The organism is Leucogemmata humicola (assembly GCF_055379415.1).
Genome location: NZ_AP040875.1, coordinates 2088699 through 2102542, shown reverse-complemented (window position 1 = coordinate 2102542; position 13844 = coordinate 2088699). Strand labels below are relative to the sequence as shown.

General features: G+C 63.3%; 17 protein-coding genes. 8 read left to right on the top strand and 9 right to left on the bottom strand.

Going from position 1 to position 13844, the window contains the following annotated elements; all coding sequences use genetic code 11:
- Positions 1–75: 75 nt before the first annotated feature.
- The gene (locus AC6H4Z_RS08695) at positions 76–1146 is read left to right on the top strand and encodes a DUF4097 family beta strand repeat-containing protein (RefSeq protein WP_497546362.1); all 1071 of its coding nucleotides are present in this window, start codon (positions 76–78) and stop codon (positions 1144–1146) included.
- Positions 1147–1207: 61 nt separating this feature from the next.
- On the opposite strand, the gene uppS is transcribed toward AC6H4Z_RS08695, so the two are convergent.
- From uppS to AC6H4Z_RS08670, 5 genes are all read right to left on the bottom strand, one after another.
- A complete protein-coding gene (uppS, locus tag AC6H4Z_RS08690; RefSeq protein ID WP_497546361.1) occupies positions 1208–1942 on the bottom strand; it encodes a polyprenyl diphosphate synthase in 735 nt (244 codons plus the stop codon).
- 29 nt (positions 1943–1971) lie between these two features.
- A complete protein-coding gene (locus tag AC6H4Z_RS08685) occupies positions 1972–2361 on the bottom strand; it encodes a winged helix-turn-helix domain-containing protein (RefSeq protein WP_497546360.1) in 390 nt (129 codons plus the stop codon).
- On the bottom strand, positions 2354–2968 hold the full coding sequence (locus AC6H4Z_RS08680) for a hypothetical protein (RefSeq protein WP_497546359.1): 615 nt from the start codon (positions 2966–2968) through the stop codon (positions 2354–2356). Before AC6H4Z_RS08680 ends, AC6H4Z_RS08685 begins: the two co-directional genes overlap by 8 nt.
- Positions 2969–3029: 61 nt before the next feature.
- A complete protein-coding gene (locus AC6H4Z_RS08675; protein ID WP_497546358.1) occupies positions 3030–3374 on the bottom strand; it encodes a hypothetical protein in 345 nt (114 codons plus the stop codon).
- A gap of 71 nt (positions 3375–3445) precedes the next feature.
- Positions 3446–4549: a DmpA family aminopeptidase gene (locus AC6H4Z_RS08670; protein ID WP_497546357.1), complete on the bottom strand. Its 1104-nt coding sequence runs from the start codon at positions 4547–4549 to the stop codon at positions 3446–3448.
- Positions 4550–4669: 120 nt separating this feature from the next.
- Between AC6H4Z_RS08670 and AC6H4Z_RS08665 the strand changes: the two genes are divergently transcribed.
- From AC6H4Z_RS08665 to AC6H4Z_RS08650, 4 genes are all read left to right on the top strand, one after another.
- The gene (locus AC6H4Z_RS08665; RefSeq protein WP_497546356.1) at positions 4670–5179 is read left to right on the top strand and encodes an O-acetyl-ADP-ribose deacetylase; all 510 of its coding nucleotides are present in this window, start codon (positions 4670–4672) and stop codon (positions 5177–5179) included.
- 9 nt (positions 5180–5188) lie between these two features.
- Positions 5189–6265 (top strand): DNA polymerase III subunit, encoded by a 1077-nt coding sequence (locus AC6H4Z_RS08660; protein ID WP_497546355.1) that lies wholly within the window; start codon positions 5189–5191, stop codon positions 6263–6265.
- Positions 6262–6762 carry a cyclic pyranopterin monophosphate synthase MoaC gene (gene moaC, locus AC6H4Z_RS08655; RefSeq protein WP_497546354.1) on the top strand — a complete coding sequence of 167 codons (501 nt, stop codon included), beginning with the start codon at positions 6262–6264 and terminating at the stop codon, positions 6760–6762. The genes AC6H4Z_RS08660 and moaC overlap by 4 nt, the downstream gene beginning before the upstream one ends.
- Before the next feature lie 208 nt (positions 6763–6970).
- Entirely contained in the window at positions 6971–7519 is a 549-nt protein-coding gene (locus tag AC6H4Z_RS08650; RefSeq protein WP_497546353.1) for a lytic transglycosylase domain-containing protein, read from the top strand.
- A gap of 74 nt (positions 7520–7593) precedes the next feature.
- Here the strand turns inward: AC6H4Z_RS08650 and AC6H4Z_RS08645 are convergent, their stop codons facing one another.
- Both AC6H4Z_RS08645 and AC6H4Z_RS08640 read right to left on the bottom strand, forming a co-directional pair.
- On the bottom strand, positions 7594–9207 hold the full coding sequence (locus AC6H4Z_RS08645; protein ID WP_497546352.1) for a lytic transglycosylase domain-containing protein: 1614 nt from the start codon (positions 9205–9207) through the stop codon (positions 7594–7596).
- Positions 9208–9370: 163 nt separating this feature from the next.
- A complete protein-coding gene (locus AC6H4Z_RS08640; RefSeq protein ID WP_497546351.1) occupies positions 9371–9832 on the bottom strand; it encodes a hypothetical protein in 462 nt (153 codons plus the stop codon).
- Positions 9833–9954: 122 nt separating this feature from the next.
- On the opposite strand from AC6H4Z_RS08640, the gene AC6H4Z_RS08635 reads away from it, so the two are divergent.
- Entirely contained in the window at positions 9955–10878 is a 924-nt protein-coding gene (locus AC6H4Z_RS08635) for a serine hydrolase (RefSeq protein WP_497546350.1), read from the top strand.
- On the top strand, positions 10875–11318 hold the full coding sequence (gene rpiB, locus AC6H4Z_RS08630; protein WP_497546349.1) for a ribose 5-phosphate isomerase B: 444 nt from the start codon (positions 10875–10877) through the stop codon (positions 11316–11318). Before AC6H4Z_RS08635 ends, rpiB begins: the two co-directional genes overlap by 4 nt.
- Here rpiB and AC6H4Z_RS08625 read toward each other — a convergent pair.
- Positions 11299–13056, bottom strand: a complete 1758-nt coding sequence (locus AC6H4Z_RS08625) for a sensor histidine kinase (protein WP_497546348.1) — start codon at positions 13054–13056, stop codon at positions 11299–11301. The two genes, rpiB and AC6H4Z_RS08625, sit on opposite strands and share 20 nt — an antisense overlap.
- A 17-nt stretch (positions 13057–13073) precedes the next feature.
- On the opposite strand from AC6H4Z_RS08625, the gene AC6H4Z_RS08620 reads away from it, so the two are divergent.
- Positions 13074–13499 (top strand): hotdog fold thioesterase, encoded by a 426-nt coding sequence (locus tag AC6H4Z_RS08620; RefSeq protein ID WP_497546347.1) that lies wholly within the window; start codon positions 13074–13076, stop codon positions 13497–13499.
- Here AC6H4Z_RS08620 and AC6H4Z_RS08615 read toward each other — a convergent pair.
- Positions 13496–13810 carry a hypothetical protein gene (locus AC6H4Z_RS08615; protein WP_497546346.1) on the bottom strand — a complete coding sequence of 105 codons (315 nt, stop codon included), beginning with the start codon at positions 13808–13810 and terminating at the stop codon, positions 13496–13498. The two genes, AC6H4Z_RS08620 and AC6H4Z_RS08615, sit on opposite strands and share 4 nt — an antisense overlap.
- Positions 13811–13844 lie beyond the last annotated feature (34 nt).

The following is a 13844-nucleotide window of genomic DNA, read 5'->3' as shown; positions in this document are numbered from 1 at the left end:
GGCTCAAACCTTTGCATGGTCGCGTCTGTCTGACCCTTTCGAGAAGTCACTCACCTCCGAATTGGGCCACGTCGCATGACCTCCACTTCCCTCCGCACCAAGCTGCTCGTCGCTAGCGCACTCACCGCCGGCGTTGCGACGTCGGCCTTCGCGCAGACCGAGCGTCGCGCACTCAGCGGCGATCGCATTGCGATCTACAACCTTGCCGGGCACCTGCGCGTTCAGGCGGGAACTGGCTCGCAGGTAACCGTCGACGTAACACGCGCGGGACGAGACGCGGGGCAACTCAAGATCGCATCGGGAGAGTTGCACGGGTTTCAGTCGTTGCGCATCGTGTATCCCGGCGATCGCGTCGTGTACCCCGACATGCGCTCGCGTGGACGCACACAGCTTCGCGTGAACAGCGACGGCACCTTCGATGATCGAGACGGCGGGAATGACTGGTCGGGGCGCGATCGAGTCGAGATTCGCGATTCGGGAAGCGGAATCGAAGCGCACGCAGATCTGGTGGTCAGCGTTCCAAAGGGCCAGCGCCTGGCGATTCATTGGGGCGTCGGCGACGCAACGGTGAGCAACGTCGACGGCGATCTGCGGTTGAGCGTCGCATCAGCAACAGTGACCACTGAGCACACGCGCGGTCGGCTCGATCTCGACACCGGATCAGGCGCCGTGAGCGTGACGGATGCGCAGGGCGACGTCGTGTTGGACAGCGGCTCCGGCGGCGTCACGGTGAACGGTATTCGCGGGGATCACCTCGACATGGATACGGGCTCAGGCCGCATCCGCGTCGACGATGTGGACGTGAAGTCGTTCAAAGCCGACGTTGGCTCCGGCGGACTTTCCATGGGCCGACTCAAGGCGAGTCGTGTGGCCGTGGACGTGGGGAGCGGCGGCCTCAATCTCGAACTGCTCAGCGTCGTGGAGGATCTCGCGATCGACGCCGGCTCAGGCGGTGTGACCGTGCAGTTGCCCGCCGCTCAGGGCGCAGAGATCGACATCGAAACGGGCAGCGGCGGCATCGAGAGCGACTTCGCGGTGCAAACGAGCCACCTGGAACGCAACCACATTCGCGGCACGATCGGCGACGGGCGCGGCCGCATCAAGATCGAGAGCGGTTCGGGGCGCGTCCACCTGATCAAGACGTGATCGATCGAGGGTCAGCCTGTGATTAGAGTTTGATCACAGGCTGCGTCGGATCACGTTGGCGTTAGCTCGCCGCCTGCGCCGGCACGCCGCCGAAGCGCCGCTCGCGCATTTCGAATTCACTCAGCGCGGCCAGGAATTCCTTCTCCGTGAATTCGGGCCACATGCAACGCGTAAAGTAGAATTCGGCGTACGCGCATTCCCAGAGCAGGAAGTCGCTCAACCGCTGTTCGCCACCCGAACGAATGAGCAGATCCACATCGGGCACCACGAGACAGTCGTGGTTCACCTGCGCGAGAAGGTGCGCAAAACGATCGCGGTTGAGCGGCTCACCCTGCGCGAGCGCGGCGGCCTGCATGATCGATTCGCGTGCCGAATAGTCGATCGCTACGCGAAGGTGCAGGTTGCGGCCGTGCGCGGTGAGCGATTCTGCTTCCTGAATGGCCCGAACGAGCGTTGGGTGAAGACGATCACGTCGGCCAACGATGCTGAGACGTACGCCGTTCGCGAGGCACCGCTTCGACTCGATGGCGAGCGCGCGGCGGAACAGTCGCATCAGCGCGCCAACCTCGGGGGTCGGCCGGCTCCAGTTGTCCGACGAAAAGGCGTAGAGCGTGACCGTGCCGACGCCCGGCGAACGTGCCGCCGCTTCTACGATCTGGCGAGCAGTTCGAACACCGGCGCGATGGCCGGCGGTTCGCGGCAACCCACGGGCGGCGGCCCATCGGCCGTTACCGTCCATGATGATGCCAACGTGAATGCCGTTGAAAGGAGAAGAGCTGACGGCCGATCGCTTCATGGTCAAAAGACGATTGAGAGGCGGGGACGTTAACGCTCGCGCGTCGCCCGAATGAGGGCTTCCATGTGGTCGAGGTAGCGCTCGAGCGCCCGTCGGCCAGTCGCCGTAATGGTGTATTCGGTCTTGGGTACTCGCCCTTCAAACGACTTTGCGCACCCGATGTACCCAGCTTCCTCGAGCTTTCGCGCGTGAACGCTCAGGTTCCCATCGGTCGTCTGCATCAGCTTTTTCAGGTCGTTGAACGTCAGCGACTCGTTGACCGCCAGCGCACTCAGAATTCCCAGGCGAAGGCGCTCGTGAATCAGCCGATCGAGGTCCAGCGGGCCTTCAGCCTTGGCTCGCCCTCGGACCGTACGCAGCGGCGCAACGATCTCCTTCTCAGGAGCAGGCGCTCGGCGCCCTGACGTGGGCTTACCCACCGTGCCTCCTGGCGATCCAGACACCGAAGCCAATGTGCAGGACTCCGAACCCGGCGACCATCAAACCCGTTGCCCACGAAGCCGGCGTCACGAGAGCAAGGGTACCGAGCGACATGAACGCGGCGCCCATGACAGGCAGACTGCGCACCGAATACACGCCGACGCTCACGACCGCGGCGCCATAGAGCAACATCCATACTCCAGGCAGCAACGCGTGCAACCCGCGCTGCGCGAGCGCCCCGGTGAGCACCGCACCAACGATCATCGCAGGCGAAAAGCTCAATACCAGTTTTCTAATCGGGCCGGCAAGCAGCGGCACGTTGGCCGTATGCGACTTGATTGCCATCGAGGCGACCGAAATCCCGGCGGCGATTCCCGCTTCGGCCAACCAGGTGGCGATCCAGTTCCACGGCGCCGTCTGTCGGGAGGCGACGATCGCCGCAGCGACGGCCGTAATCCCAATGACGACCTGTCCCCAGCCGGAGAGGGCGGTGAACGTCGCCGCGCTCTCCATGATGCCGCGAATGAACCGAAGATTGTCCATCGCCCGCGCCTGCATTTCGGGCGGTTCGGAACGGCGAGGACGCAGCGGGATGACGGGTGCCATGGAGGCGTAGCATAGCCTGCTACGCCATCCTTAGCAAGTACTTTGTGACGTAAAGGATTCCTTACGGATGAGCCGGCGGATCACTCGCCGGAAAGCTCTCCTCGATCGTCTCGTCGAGCTTCTCGTCCTCCGTCATTTCCTCGCGCGAATCCGCATTTGCCTGGTTCGCAATCTTTCGCTCGGCATCGCGAACCCGCTCGGCGTTCTTGGTGCGAAGGTCCCGACCAGCCGGATTCGTTCCCGACTCCGGGATCATCGGTTGGTCATGCGGATTCGACTGCAGTTCTCGCTTCTGTTCGTTCTCAATATGCTCGTCCGCACTTCGCCCTTCGCCACGCCAACTGCTGTTGGTCGAGCTGCCCGCTGCTGGATCGATATTGTGTTGGTCAGGTCGCTTGCCGCCCATGTTCCCTCGCTGAGTTTGGCGTCAAAGGGAACAGGTCAGAAAGCGTGCCGAGTCGCCGTCGTCGCCGACTGCTATCTCACGCCGTACTTCGCCAAAATTGTCTTGAGCTTGTCGAGCGGAATCGCTTCGACCGTGTGGCCGTTCCCCGTCGTCGTGGTTGCCATGAACATCGAGTTGTAGATCGCCTCTTCAGTCGCTTCAACCGCGGCCTCGAACAAACCAGACATCGGCTCATTCGCCAACTCTTCCGTCTGCAATCGCGCCGCGTTGACCGGCCGACGAACTTTTTCGTTCGTCGAGAATGCCAGCACATAGTCGCCCGACCCGTTCGACGCCGACGAACCCGTGCGCGCGAGACCCATGATCGCGCGCGCTGCCAATCGCTGCAGGTTGCGGTCCGACAGCGGCGCGTCCGTCGCAATCACCATCACACACGATCCGTCGCCGCGCTCACCCGGCGACTCGGCTTCGCGCTTGAACGCGTACTGCCCCAACTCTTTTCCCACCGGTGCGCCGAGCACCTGAAAGATGCCGCCGAAGTTGGTCTGCGTGAGCACACCGACCGTCCAACCTCCGAGCGCAGTAGGCAACACCCGCGACGACGTTCCGATTCCACCCTTCCAACCGAACGCGACCGTGCCAGTTCCGGCGCCGACTGCGCCCTCGGTTACTGCGCCGGTCGACGCCGACGCCAACGCGGCTCGCACATGCTCGGGTGTGATTGGTCGCGAGCGGATGTCGTTCAGAGTTCCATCATTCGTCTCCGCCACGACGGGATTGATCGAACGAACGTTCGCCATGCCAGGCTGCTCGAGCATCCACCCGACGAGTGCATCAGCGGCCTTCCATACGCACAACGTGCAGGTGAGAAGGATCGGAGTCTCGAGTTCGCCCAGCTCTCGCAGCTGCGTGACGCCCGTGATCTTCCCAAAGCCGTTGCCCACGTGCAGCGCCGCCGGCACTCGATCGGTGAAAAGATTCCCGCCGTGCGGAAGAATCGCCGTAACGCCGGTGCGGACACCATCGCCCTGCACCACGGTCGTCTGTCCGACCCGAACGCCAGCGACGTCGGTGATGCTGTTGAGCTTGCCAGTGGGAAAGACGCCAGGCTTGACGCCTAGGTCGCGCGCCCGCGCACGTTGCGCCGCCGCTGGTGTGATAGAAGTGAGGGTCATTGCAAGAAGCGCGATGAAAAGACGCATGGCCTTCGCCCGATTGCTCACGGTTGTGTGCCCAGTGTATCGCTTCACCGTACCGCCGCCTCGGCCAAACGGCAACTCGGGGGTACTAACAGGATGATCGATATCATCAAGGCAGACATCACGACGCTCGCAGTCGACGCCATTGTCAACGCCGCGAACAGTGCGCTGCGCGGCGGCGGAGGCGTGGACGGGGCGATCCATCGCGCCGCCGGCCCAGAACTAATGGCGGAGCTGCGGACAATGTCCGGGTGTCCGACCGGGGACGCCGTGCGCACTAATGGCTATTCGCTGCCCGCCAGGTTCGTCATTCACGCGGTGGGTCCAGTGTGGGAGGGCGGCGATCAGCGCGAGCACGAACTCCTCGCCCTCGCGTACGAGAACGCGTTCGCCCGGGCGCGCGAGGCCGACGGCGTTCGCACTATCGCGTTTCCGGCGATCTCCACCGGCGTGTACGGGTTTCCCAAGCGCGATGCCGCCCGCATTGCCGTGACGTCTATGCTCGCGCACGAATCCGAGTACGAGCGGATCGTCGCCTGCCTGTTCGACGACGAGTCGGTCGCGCTCTACCGCGAAATCCTCGCTGGAGCGCCGCGGGTACGATAAGTTTTTGCGGTGCCTCTCCTTCCCCTCTTCGGCCACGCTGGACTGCAACAGCGACTGCGCGACGCCGCCACACAGGGTTCACTTCCCGGGAGCCTGCTCTTCCAAGGGCCACGCGGAATCGGTAAGCAGCAACTAGCTCTGTGGCTCGCGCGCTTCCTGCTCTGTGAGCGACGCGACGAAGCTCCCTGCGGAAAGTGCCAGTCGTGCCGCATGTCATTGGAGGCCCAGCACCCGGACCTCCACTGGTTCTTCCCTCGCCCGCGACCCAAGGACGCGTCGAACACCGACGCCGATGACGTCCGCGAAGACATGGCCGAAGCCACCGCGGAGCGGATGGCGAGCGGTGGCTTGTACGAAGCCCCCGGGGGCGAAGAGGGCATCTTCATCTCGACCATCCACGCGCTCGTTCAGACCGCGGTCATGTCGCCGGCAATGGGTAAGCGGAAGGTCTTCATCGTCGGCGACGCCGACCGAATGGTGTCGCAGGAAGGCTCGGACCAAGCAGCCAACGCCTTCCTCAAACTGCTCGAGGAACCGCCGGCCGACACCACGATCATGCTCACGTCGAGCGAGCCGGGTGCGTTGCTGCCCACGATTCGGTCGCGCGTCGTGTCGGTGCGCGTTGCGCCACTGTCGACCGACGAGATGCGTGCCTTCCTCGCCGACTCCACCGTCGCGAACCGGCTCGACGTCCCGACGGGGCCACGCGCCGACGATCTGATTCAACTCGCCGCTGGCGCGCCCGGACGTCTGGTCGGACGCGAAGCGTGGGAAACAGCCCTTGCCCAAGCACGACGGATGCTCGAAGCGGTGGATGCGCCGGACCGCGGAACGCGCCTACGCGTGGCGCTGAGTCAGGGTGGCTTCGGGGCGCGCGGCAAGTTCAGCGACATGCTCGACGCTCTCACTGTTCTTTTGAATGAGCGCGCTCGCGCTGCCGCTCAACGCGGAAACGAACGTCAGGCTAGCGGCGCAGCTCGCGCGGTGGACGTCGTCGAGGAAGCCAAGGAGCTGGCGTACGGCAACGTGAATCCGCAGTTGGTCGCCGCATCTCTTCTCCAACGAATCGCCACGCGCATGTCATGACGGACAAACTCACGCACGTCGGCGACTCGGGTGAGGCAAGAATGGTCGACGTGTCGGACAAGGCCGAGACTCGGCGCGTGGCCCGTGCGACTGGCGTCATCCGGATGGAGCAGGAGACGCTGTCGGCAATCGTGAACGCGGAGATCAAGAAGGGCGACGTGTTGGGCGTTGCGCGCATTGCCGGCGTGATGGCAGCCAAGCGAACGGCCGACCTGATTCCCCTCTGCCACTCCCTGCTCCTGACCGACGTCCAAGTGGTGCTGAGCCCGAATCCTGCGTTACCCGGTATCGAGGCAGAGGCGACTGTCACCACTACCGGGCGTACTGGAGTGGAGATGGAAGCGCTGACCGCCGTGTCCGTCGCGCTCCTAACGGTGTATGACATGGCGAAGGCCGTCGATAAACGGATGGAGATCTCCGATATATCGTTGGCATCGAAATCGGGTGGGGTCCGCGGCGATTTTTCAAGAGTTGATCGACCGGGCCGAACACCATAACGTGTGTGAGCAGTATAGGGTGTTGTTTAGTTAACCCGTTGCCAAATAGAAACTTATGCGAAACCTACGTGGGACGTACGTCCACAGGGGTGACGCGGCACGGTGGCGAAGTCAGCTGAAACAGGCGCTCTTCGCGTCCGGTTCGATCGCTTTGACGGTTCTCGTCCTAGCGAGCCGCAAGACCACTCCGGCGGAAGCCGAGCCCGTAGTGTCCGGGAACCACACGTACTTCTCCTATGGAGAAACCCGGGGACTTCGTACGGAGCTCGCGACGACCAAGGGTGAGCTGAGTCTGGTGCGCGCCCAGTTCGAGCGCGCCGACAAGATCATTCAGTACTCGATCAAGTACAGAATTCCTGCAGGAATGTCGACGAACGTGTTGGATGCCTCACTCCGGGAAGGAATCGACCCCGATCTGGCGTTCCGCCTTGTTCACGGTGAAAGCGAATTCAATGAGCACGCGATCAGTAAGGTCGGTGCGATTGGCCTTACGCAGTTGATGCCGGGCACGGCGAAGCAGTGGGAAAAGGGCGTTACGCGAGACAACCTGTTTGACGGGAAGACGAACCTTCGGATCGGCTTCCGCTATCTCCGCAACCTCCTGGACCAGTATCACGGCGACGTCAGACTTGCCCTGCTTGCCTATAATCGCGGCGAAGACGCCGTGTGGCGCGATGTCCGCGCCGGTGTGAATCCAGGCAACGGCTACGATCGATTCGTCATGCAGGATTACAAGGGAAAGGGCCTGCTCCACTAGCGCCCAATCACGATAAGAAAACGGCTCGCGTTCAATTGAACGCGAGCCGTTTTTCCTTTGGGGCCGAGCTCAGATCACGAGTTCTTTCGTACGCTCTTCTTCGTGGTCGCGGCTTTCGTCGACGTCGCCTTCACCGGTGCTGGCTTGGTCAGAAGCACCTTCGACGAGGACGTCGTCGCCTTGGCCTTCGGGGCCTTCGAGGCCTTCGAGGCACTCGGAGCGCTCGCCGATACGACCAGCGATTGACCCGGGAAGATGATCGCCCGACGCATCCCGTTCCGGCGCATCAGAACGGCCGTCGTCGTGTGGTATTTCTTGGCGATGCCACTCAGCGTCTCGCCCGACTTCACAACGTGCATGGCCGTGGACTTGGAGCTCGTGCCGTACCGCTCGAGACTCGGATCCGGGACCGCGACGGCGGCGGATGCGACGGCGGCCGTGGGCACCAGCACGTTCTGTCCCGGCGCCAGGTTGCCGCTCTTGAGGACCTTCAGCGTCGGGTTATAGAGCGCCAGCTGACGCGCCCCGATTCCCTCGCGACGAGCGATTGTCGTGAAGCTCTCGCCCTTCTTCGAGGCCATGGTGCGGGTCCCGAGTCGCTCGCTCTTCGGAAGGTTCGCGAACGCGACGGCAAAGCTGTCGGCAGCGCCCATGGGGACACGGACAAACGACGAATCCACCGGTGGCGTAATTCCGCGGAGCACCTGCGGATTGAGATCCATCAGATCGGAAAGTTGCGTCGCCGCAGCATGCGCCACTGCAGCCATTGGCGTCGCCGGTCCAACGCGCACCGAGTCGTAGGTGAACGGCGTTCGCACCGCGATCGACATGCCGTAGCGTTCCGGCTCCTTCGCAATGAGGGCCGCCGCGATCAACTGCGGCACGTATTCCCGGGTCTCGTTTCGCAGATAGTCCTTCTCAGCGAGCGCGAAGAAGAGATCGTCGCCGCTCGTTCCCTCCAGGGCGTCGGCATAGCGAGTCAGACCGCGAGCTACGCGTCCAGGACCACCGTTGTACGCGGCCGCGGCGAGGTACAATGACCCAAACTGTTCCTTGAGTCCTTTGATGAACCGAACGGCAGCCGTCGTGGACTTCACCGGATCGCGGCGCTCGTCGACCCACCAGTCGACACGCAGTCCCATGTCGCGAGCGGTCGACGTCATGAACTGCCACATGCCCACCGCGGCGGCTCGCGAATACGCATTTGGATCAAAGCCACTCTCGACGAGGGCGAGATAATACATGTCCTCGGGCAGCCCGCCCTCGCGCATCTTGGCGCGAATCATCGGTTCGTAGCGCGTTCCGCGCTCGAGGCGCGTTTCGATGTGCTCTTTGGCCGGGCCGGTGAAGAGGCGGACGTAGTGCTCGACCCGAGCCGTGGACTCATACGAATGGACGTCGATATCCCATGAGGGCCCGGAATCAGCCACCGCGAGGGCACTCGCCGAATCGCCGAACATTTCGACCGCGCGGCGACTCACATCCGATGGATTCACTCGCCCCGAGTCCGACGCCTCACGAATCGCCGGCGGGGGCGACGTCAGTGGCTGCGCCTGCTGCGTACCCACGCGCGGCGCGGCGGGCGGCTCTGAGGCACGGGCTGCCGGCGTCGGGTTGGTCGACGGACTCGGCCCGCGAGAACACGCGGCCAAAAGGGCGGCACCTGCGGCAAGTGAGAGTTTTTTCACGGGGACAATCTGTCGGAGTAACTGACCAAGAACACCCGCGCGGCGCCCTTCCTGGGACGACGCTGCGTTAGTAGACGAGCGAACGGCACGAACGGGTAAAAATGAAAAGTGGCGCGCTGTGTCAGCGCGCCACGTCGTTCACCTCGGCACACCTGCGTTCTCGTTACCGAGTCGCAATGTAGTTGCCGAGCACACGATTCGTAGCGTTCAGAACGGCCATCGCCGCGCCTCGGCGTGTATCCGTTTCCGCGAGGTAGCAGCCCACCAGGCGCGTCAGCTGCGAGTCCTCTCGCAACGACACTGAGACGATGAGGAGGTTGGCGTCGAACGCCCGGACGTGTCGCACGCCCAGCAGTTCGAAGTGCATTTCCTCTTTGGCGAAGTCTTCCAGAGCCCTGAGGGTCGCCTCAGACGCAACACGAAAATCCCCAAGGGGGCTGGATTGGCCGATCGAGCGGCCTACGTACATGGTGCCGTCCCACTCCAGCGTCACCTCGGCCGAGCATTGGCCCGACTGCGTGCGGGTGAAGCTGAAATCGGAGAACTTGAGCCGTTCGCGGCGCGGATTGAGCGGGATAACCACCGGGGCGCTTGGATTGCGCTGCTGCTTTAGAAAAAGGGACATGAGAGCCTCTGTCGAAGCTTGAATCAGGAGCTACTTCGCACCCGCTGCTACACGAGCGAATTATGGGGAACGCAACAGCAAAGAGCTTGTAACGTGCGTCACGCGTTTCCATATTCGCCGCCATGATCCGACCCCTATTGCTCCTGAGCCTCGCCCTGGCCTACCCGTTTGCGCCTGCCGGGCACCCCCGTACGCCCGTGACGGCCGCCGATTCCACGTCCATCCAGATCGCACGTCGGGTCGCGCAGGTGAAGGACGCGGTTGTCGGGATTGCGTTTCATGATCTGCAAACCGGCGACAGTCTCTTCATCAACGCCGACGACAGCTTTCACGCTGCGAGCACGATGAAGGTACCCGTATTGATCGAGCTGATGCGACGAGTGGACAGCCGTGGCCTGTCGCTCGATCAGGGAATCCTACTCGTCAACCAGTTCGGGTCGATCGTGGACGGATCGCCCTATTCCCTCGACGCGTCGGACGACTCTGATAGCTCGGCATACGGACGTGTCGGGAGTCGCGTGCCGGTGCGCGAGCTGATCGACCGGATGATCACTCGGTCGAGCAACCTGGCCACCAACGCCCTGATTGAGTTGGTGCGCGCCGACCGGGTGAATGCTACCGCTCACGGGCTCGGCGCGCGCAACATCCAAGTCCTTCGTGGCGTGGAGGACAACAAGGCCTTTCGGGCGGGCCTGAACAACACCACGACGGCGCGCGACCTGGCGGTTCTGCTCGAAGGAATCGAGCGTGGCACCGTCGCGTCGCAATCGAGCTGCGACGTCATGCGAGAGGTGCTGCTGCGGCAGGAATTCAACACCGAAATCCCGGCGGGACTTCCTCCGGGCACGAAGGTCGCCCACAAAACGGGCTGGATCACCGGCGTACTTCATGACGCTGCGGTGGTGTATCCTCCAGGCAGAAAGCCCTACGTCCTCGTCGTGCTTACGCGCGGAATTCCCGACGACAAGGTCGCGCGGCCGTTGATCGCAGACATCTCCAGAATCGTGTACGCCCACGTCATGACGCCAGCAACGGCCAGCAAATGAACATCGCGATCGGCAGCGACCATGCGGGATTTGCACTCAAGGCAGTGGTCGTCGACTTGATTCGGGATGCGGGCCACGTCGTCATCGATTGCGGTGCCTTCGTGATGTCACCGGACGACGATTATCCGGATTTCGCCGAGCTGGTGGCGCGAACGATCCTCGACGGAAAGGCGGAGCGTGGCGTGCTGCTCTGCGGCAGCGGTGTGGGCATTTCCGTCGCGGCCAACAAGTTTGCCGGCATCCGTTCGGCGCTCTGCCACGACACGTTCTCGGCGCGTCAGGGCGTGGAGGACGACGCGATGAACGTGCTCGCGCTCGGCGCACGCGTCATCGGGCCGGCGTTGGCTATCGAAGTGGTTCGTGCCTTTCTCCATGCCGAGTTTTCCGACGCAGCACGACATCGCCGGCGTTTGAACAAGGTCATTGGCTTTGAGGAGTAGCGTCGGGCGGGTCCTTCGGAAGCGTGATTCGAAAGGTGCTTCCCTTTCCGACTGCGCTCTCTACGGTGAGCGTTCCGCCAAGTAGGCGCGTAAGCCGCTGTGTCACCGTGAGACCGAGACCGCTTCCGCCGCTCTCGCGCGTCGTGGTTTGCTGCACCTGCCAGAAGGGTTCGAAGATGTGTTCGAGCGCTTCGGGCGCGATGCCGGCGCCAGTGTCCTGAACCTCGAAGACGACCTTGTCGCCGCGCAGATCCGCTCGGACCACGACCTCGCCCTGGGCGGTGAACTTCACCGCGTTGTTCAGCAGGTTCGTCAGCATCTGACGAAGCTTCCCCGGGTCCGTCCGCATCAGGAGCGTCGGATCGATCGGCTCCGTGCGAACCGAGATGCCGCGATCCGCCGCCGCGGGCAGAACAAAGGCGACTGCGTCGTCCACGACGCCTCTTACGGACACGCGCTCCATTTGCGGCTTCTCGTGTCCTGCTTCGACTCTTGTAAAGAGCAAAATCTGATCAATCAGTGAGAGCAGGTGATTTGCGCTCACCTTGATCCGGCTCAACTGCTGTCGCTGCGGTTCGACGATCGGTCCGCTGATCTCCTCGGCAAGCAGTGCCTCGTAGCCAATGATCGCGGTGAGAGGCGTGCGAAGTTCGTGGCTCATCGTGGCCAGAAAGTTTGCCTTTGCTTCGTTCGCCGCCAGCGCGGCGCGATACAGCCGGGCGTTGTCGATCGCCCCTCCAGCGCGGCGTGCGAGGTCCTGGGCAATGGCAAGATCAGAGTCGTCGAAGTGGCGAGTAGCGCGAGAGCTGATCAGCGTGAGGGCTCCGAGCGTCTTCGATCGTGCGGTGATGGGTACGATGATCACGGAGTGAACGCCGACTGTACGCAGCATCGAGAGGTGTTCCTCGTTCTCCGCCGACTCGGCAAGCATTTCATCGGTGATGACGGGAACGAGCACCGGCTTGGCCGTTCGGATCACCGCTGGGACGCCGGTCGCGGCATCGGCGGCGGGACGGAACTTTGCGTCGACCACTTCGCGCGCCCAACGGACCTTTTCGGGATCAACGTGCGCAACCGCGAGGCGCTTGATGTCGCCGTCGACGACTAAGTCGACGGCGCACCAGTCGGCGAAGTCCGGCACCGCGAGCCGCGCCACCGCGGCAACGGTCGTTTCGTAATCGAGCGACGACGTCAGCACACGGCTCGCTTGATCGACGAGTCGAAGACGTTCTTCGCTGGCCAGTGCGGTGTCACGAGCGCGCTTTGCATCGTCGATCGTGGCTTCGAGTTCGACGTTCGACTCTTCGAGTTCGCCGGCCAATGCCTGTGCTTCACGCCGCTGCATCTCGAGCTCGGCCGCCTGTTTTGCCATCTCTTCGGCGCGAGCCTCGGCTGTGCGTCGGGCCACGCGTAGTGACTGCGCCAATGCCGTGACGAGCATGCTGACGGCGGCGAACGCGACGATCGCAACGAACCCTTCGGGCTCGCGCAGTTGGAACGCGCCGCGCGGCGGCACCAGTTCGTGCTCGACGACGATGATACCGATGAGTGTAGCTGCGACTCCGCCGGCAACGCCGGCGTACACCGCCGATGCCACCACGGCGCCGTAAAAGAACACGAAGCCGGCGAATCGAATCAGTGATTCGAGGAGGATCGTGAGTATCGTCGCAGCCAGGACGATACCAACGACGATGGCAGCACGTCGTGCCGGCCCCCACCTTGGCACCGCGGTCTTCATCTGTCGAGATTACTGGGATGCCAGACGCCGAACCAATTCCACTCTTGGCCAATCTTCGCGCCATCGCGTCCCGCGGGCTCGCAGACGCACTGGGCATCGATGTCGTCGAACTCTCGCCGCAGCGAGTCGTCGCGACGATGCAGGTAGACCACCGAACTCGTCAGCCGTTCGGAATTCTTCACGGAGGTGCATCCGTGGCACTCGCCGAGACGGTTGCGTCACTTGGCGCCACCGCGAACGTCGAGCGCGAAGACTTTCTGGCTGTCGGGCTGGAGATCAATGCGAATCATCTGCGAGCAAAGTCGGACGGCGTCGTTACCGCAACGGCTACGCCGATCCACATTGGTCGCACCACTCACGTGTGGGATGTTCGAATCGTAGACGAACAGGACCGGCCAGTGTGCGTGTCGCGGTGCACACTGGCGATCCGTCCTCGCCGCTAGCGCGGGAGCCGCGGCGAGACCTCCCAGCGTTGGGGCGGGGTCTCCGAGTGCGCGTCGACCAATTCGCGCGCCTCAAAGCTTCGTGCGGCCAGTACCTGCCCGCGAAGCCGAAGTGCGTGACGCGTGAACTTCGGTGCGTGCACGACCGTGGCTTCGGATAGTCGTAATTGCTCGGAAAGGGAGAGTCGCAGCGCGCCGATCATTGCTGCGTCCGCTCGCTCCGGGCTCAAGCCAGCGGCGACCGCGACAGCGTCGCGTGCGGCTGGTGACATCCCATTGAGCGCTTCGAGAAGGCGACCTGCTGTCGTCACTTGAACCATTCCACGCTCCAGCGGCGCCGAGAAA

Excerpts from the sequence above, each read along its gene's own strand:
- AC6H4Z_RS08635 (WP_497546350.1), top strand. The coding sequence starts at position 9,955 with ATGATCCGACCCCTATTGCTCCTGAGCCTCGCCCTGGCCTACCCGTTT.
- AC6H4Z_RS08665 (WP_497546356.1), top strand. The coding sequence starts at position 4,670 with ATGATCGATATCATCAAGGCAGACATCACGACGCTCGCAGTCGACGCC.
- uppS (WP_497546361.1), bottom strand. The coding sequence starts at position 1,942 with ATGAAGCGATCGGCCGTCAGCTCTTCTCCTTTCAACGGCATTCACGTT.
- AC6H4Z_RS08640 (WP_497546351.1), bottom strand. The coding sequence starts at position 9,832 with ATGTCCCTTTTTCTAAAGCAGCAGCGCAATCCAAGCGCCCCGGTGGTT.
- AC6H4Z_RS08620 (WP_497546347.1), top strand. The coding sequence starts at position 13,074 with ATGCCAGACGCCGAACCAATTCCACTCTTGGCCAATCTTCGCGCCATC.
- AC6H4Z_RS08680 (WP_497546359.1), bottom strand. The coding sequence starts at position 2,968 with ATGGCACCCGTCATCCCGCTGCGTCCTCGCCGTTCCGAACCGCCCGAA.
- AC6H4Z_RS08670 (WP_497546357.1), bottom strand. The coding sequence starts at position 4,549 with ATGACCCTCACTTCTATCACACCAGCGGCGGCGCAACGTGCGCGGGCG.
- AC6H4Z_RS08625 (WP_497546348.1), bottom strand. The coding sequence starts at position 13,056 with ATGAAGACCGCGGTGCCAAGGTGGGGGCCGGCACGACGTGCTGCCATC.
- moaC (WP_497546354.1), top strand. The coding sequence starts at position 6,262 with ATGACGGACAAACTCACGCACGTCGGCGACTCGGGTGAGGCAAGAATG.
- rpiB (WP_497546349.1), top strand. The coding sequence starts at position 10,875 with ATGAACATCGCGATCGGCAGCGACCATGCGGGATTTGCACTCAAGGCA.
- AC6H4Z_RS08695 (WP_497546362.1), top strand. The coding sequence starts at position 76 with ATGACCTCCACTTCCCTCCGCACCAAGCTGCTCGTCGCTAGCGCACTC.
- AC6H4Z_RS08675 (WP_497546358.1), bottom strand. The coding sequence starts at position 3,374 with ATGGGCGGCAAGCGACCTGACCAACACAATATCGATCCAGCAGCGGGC.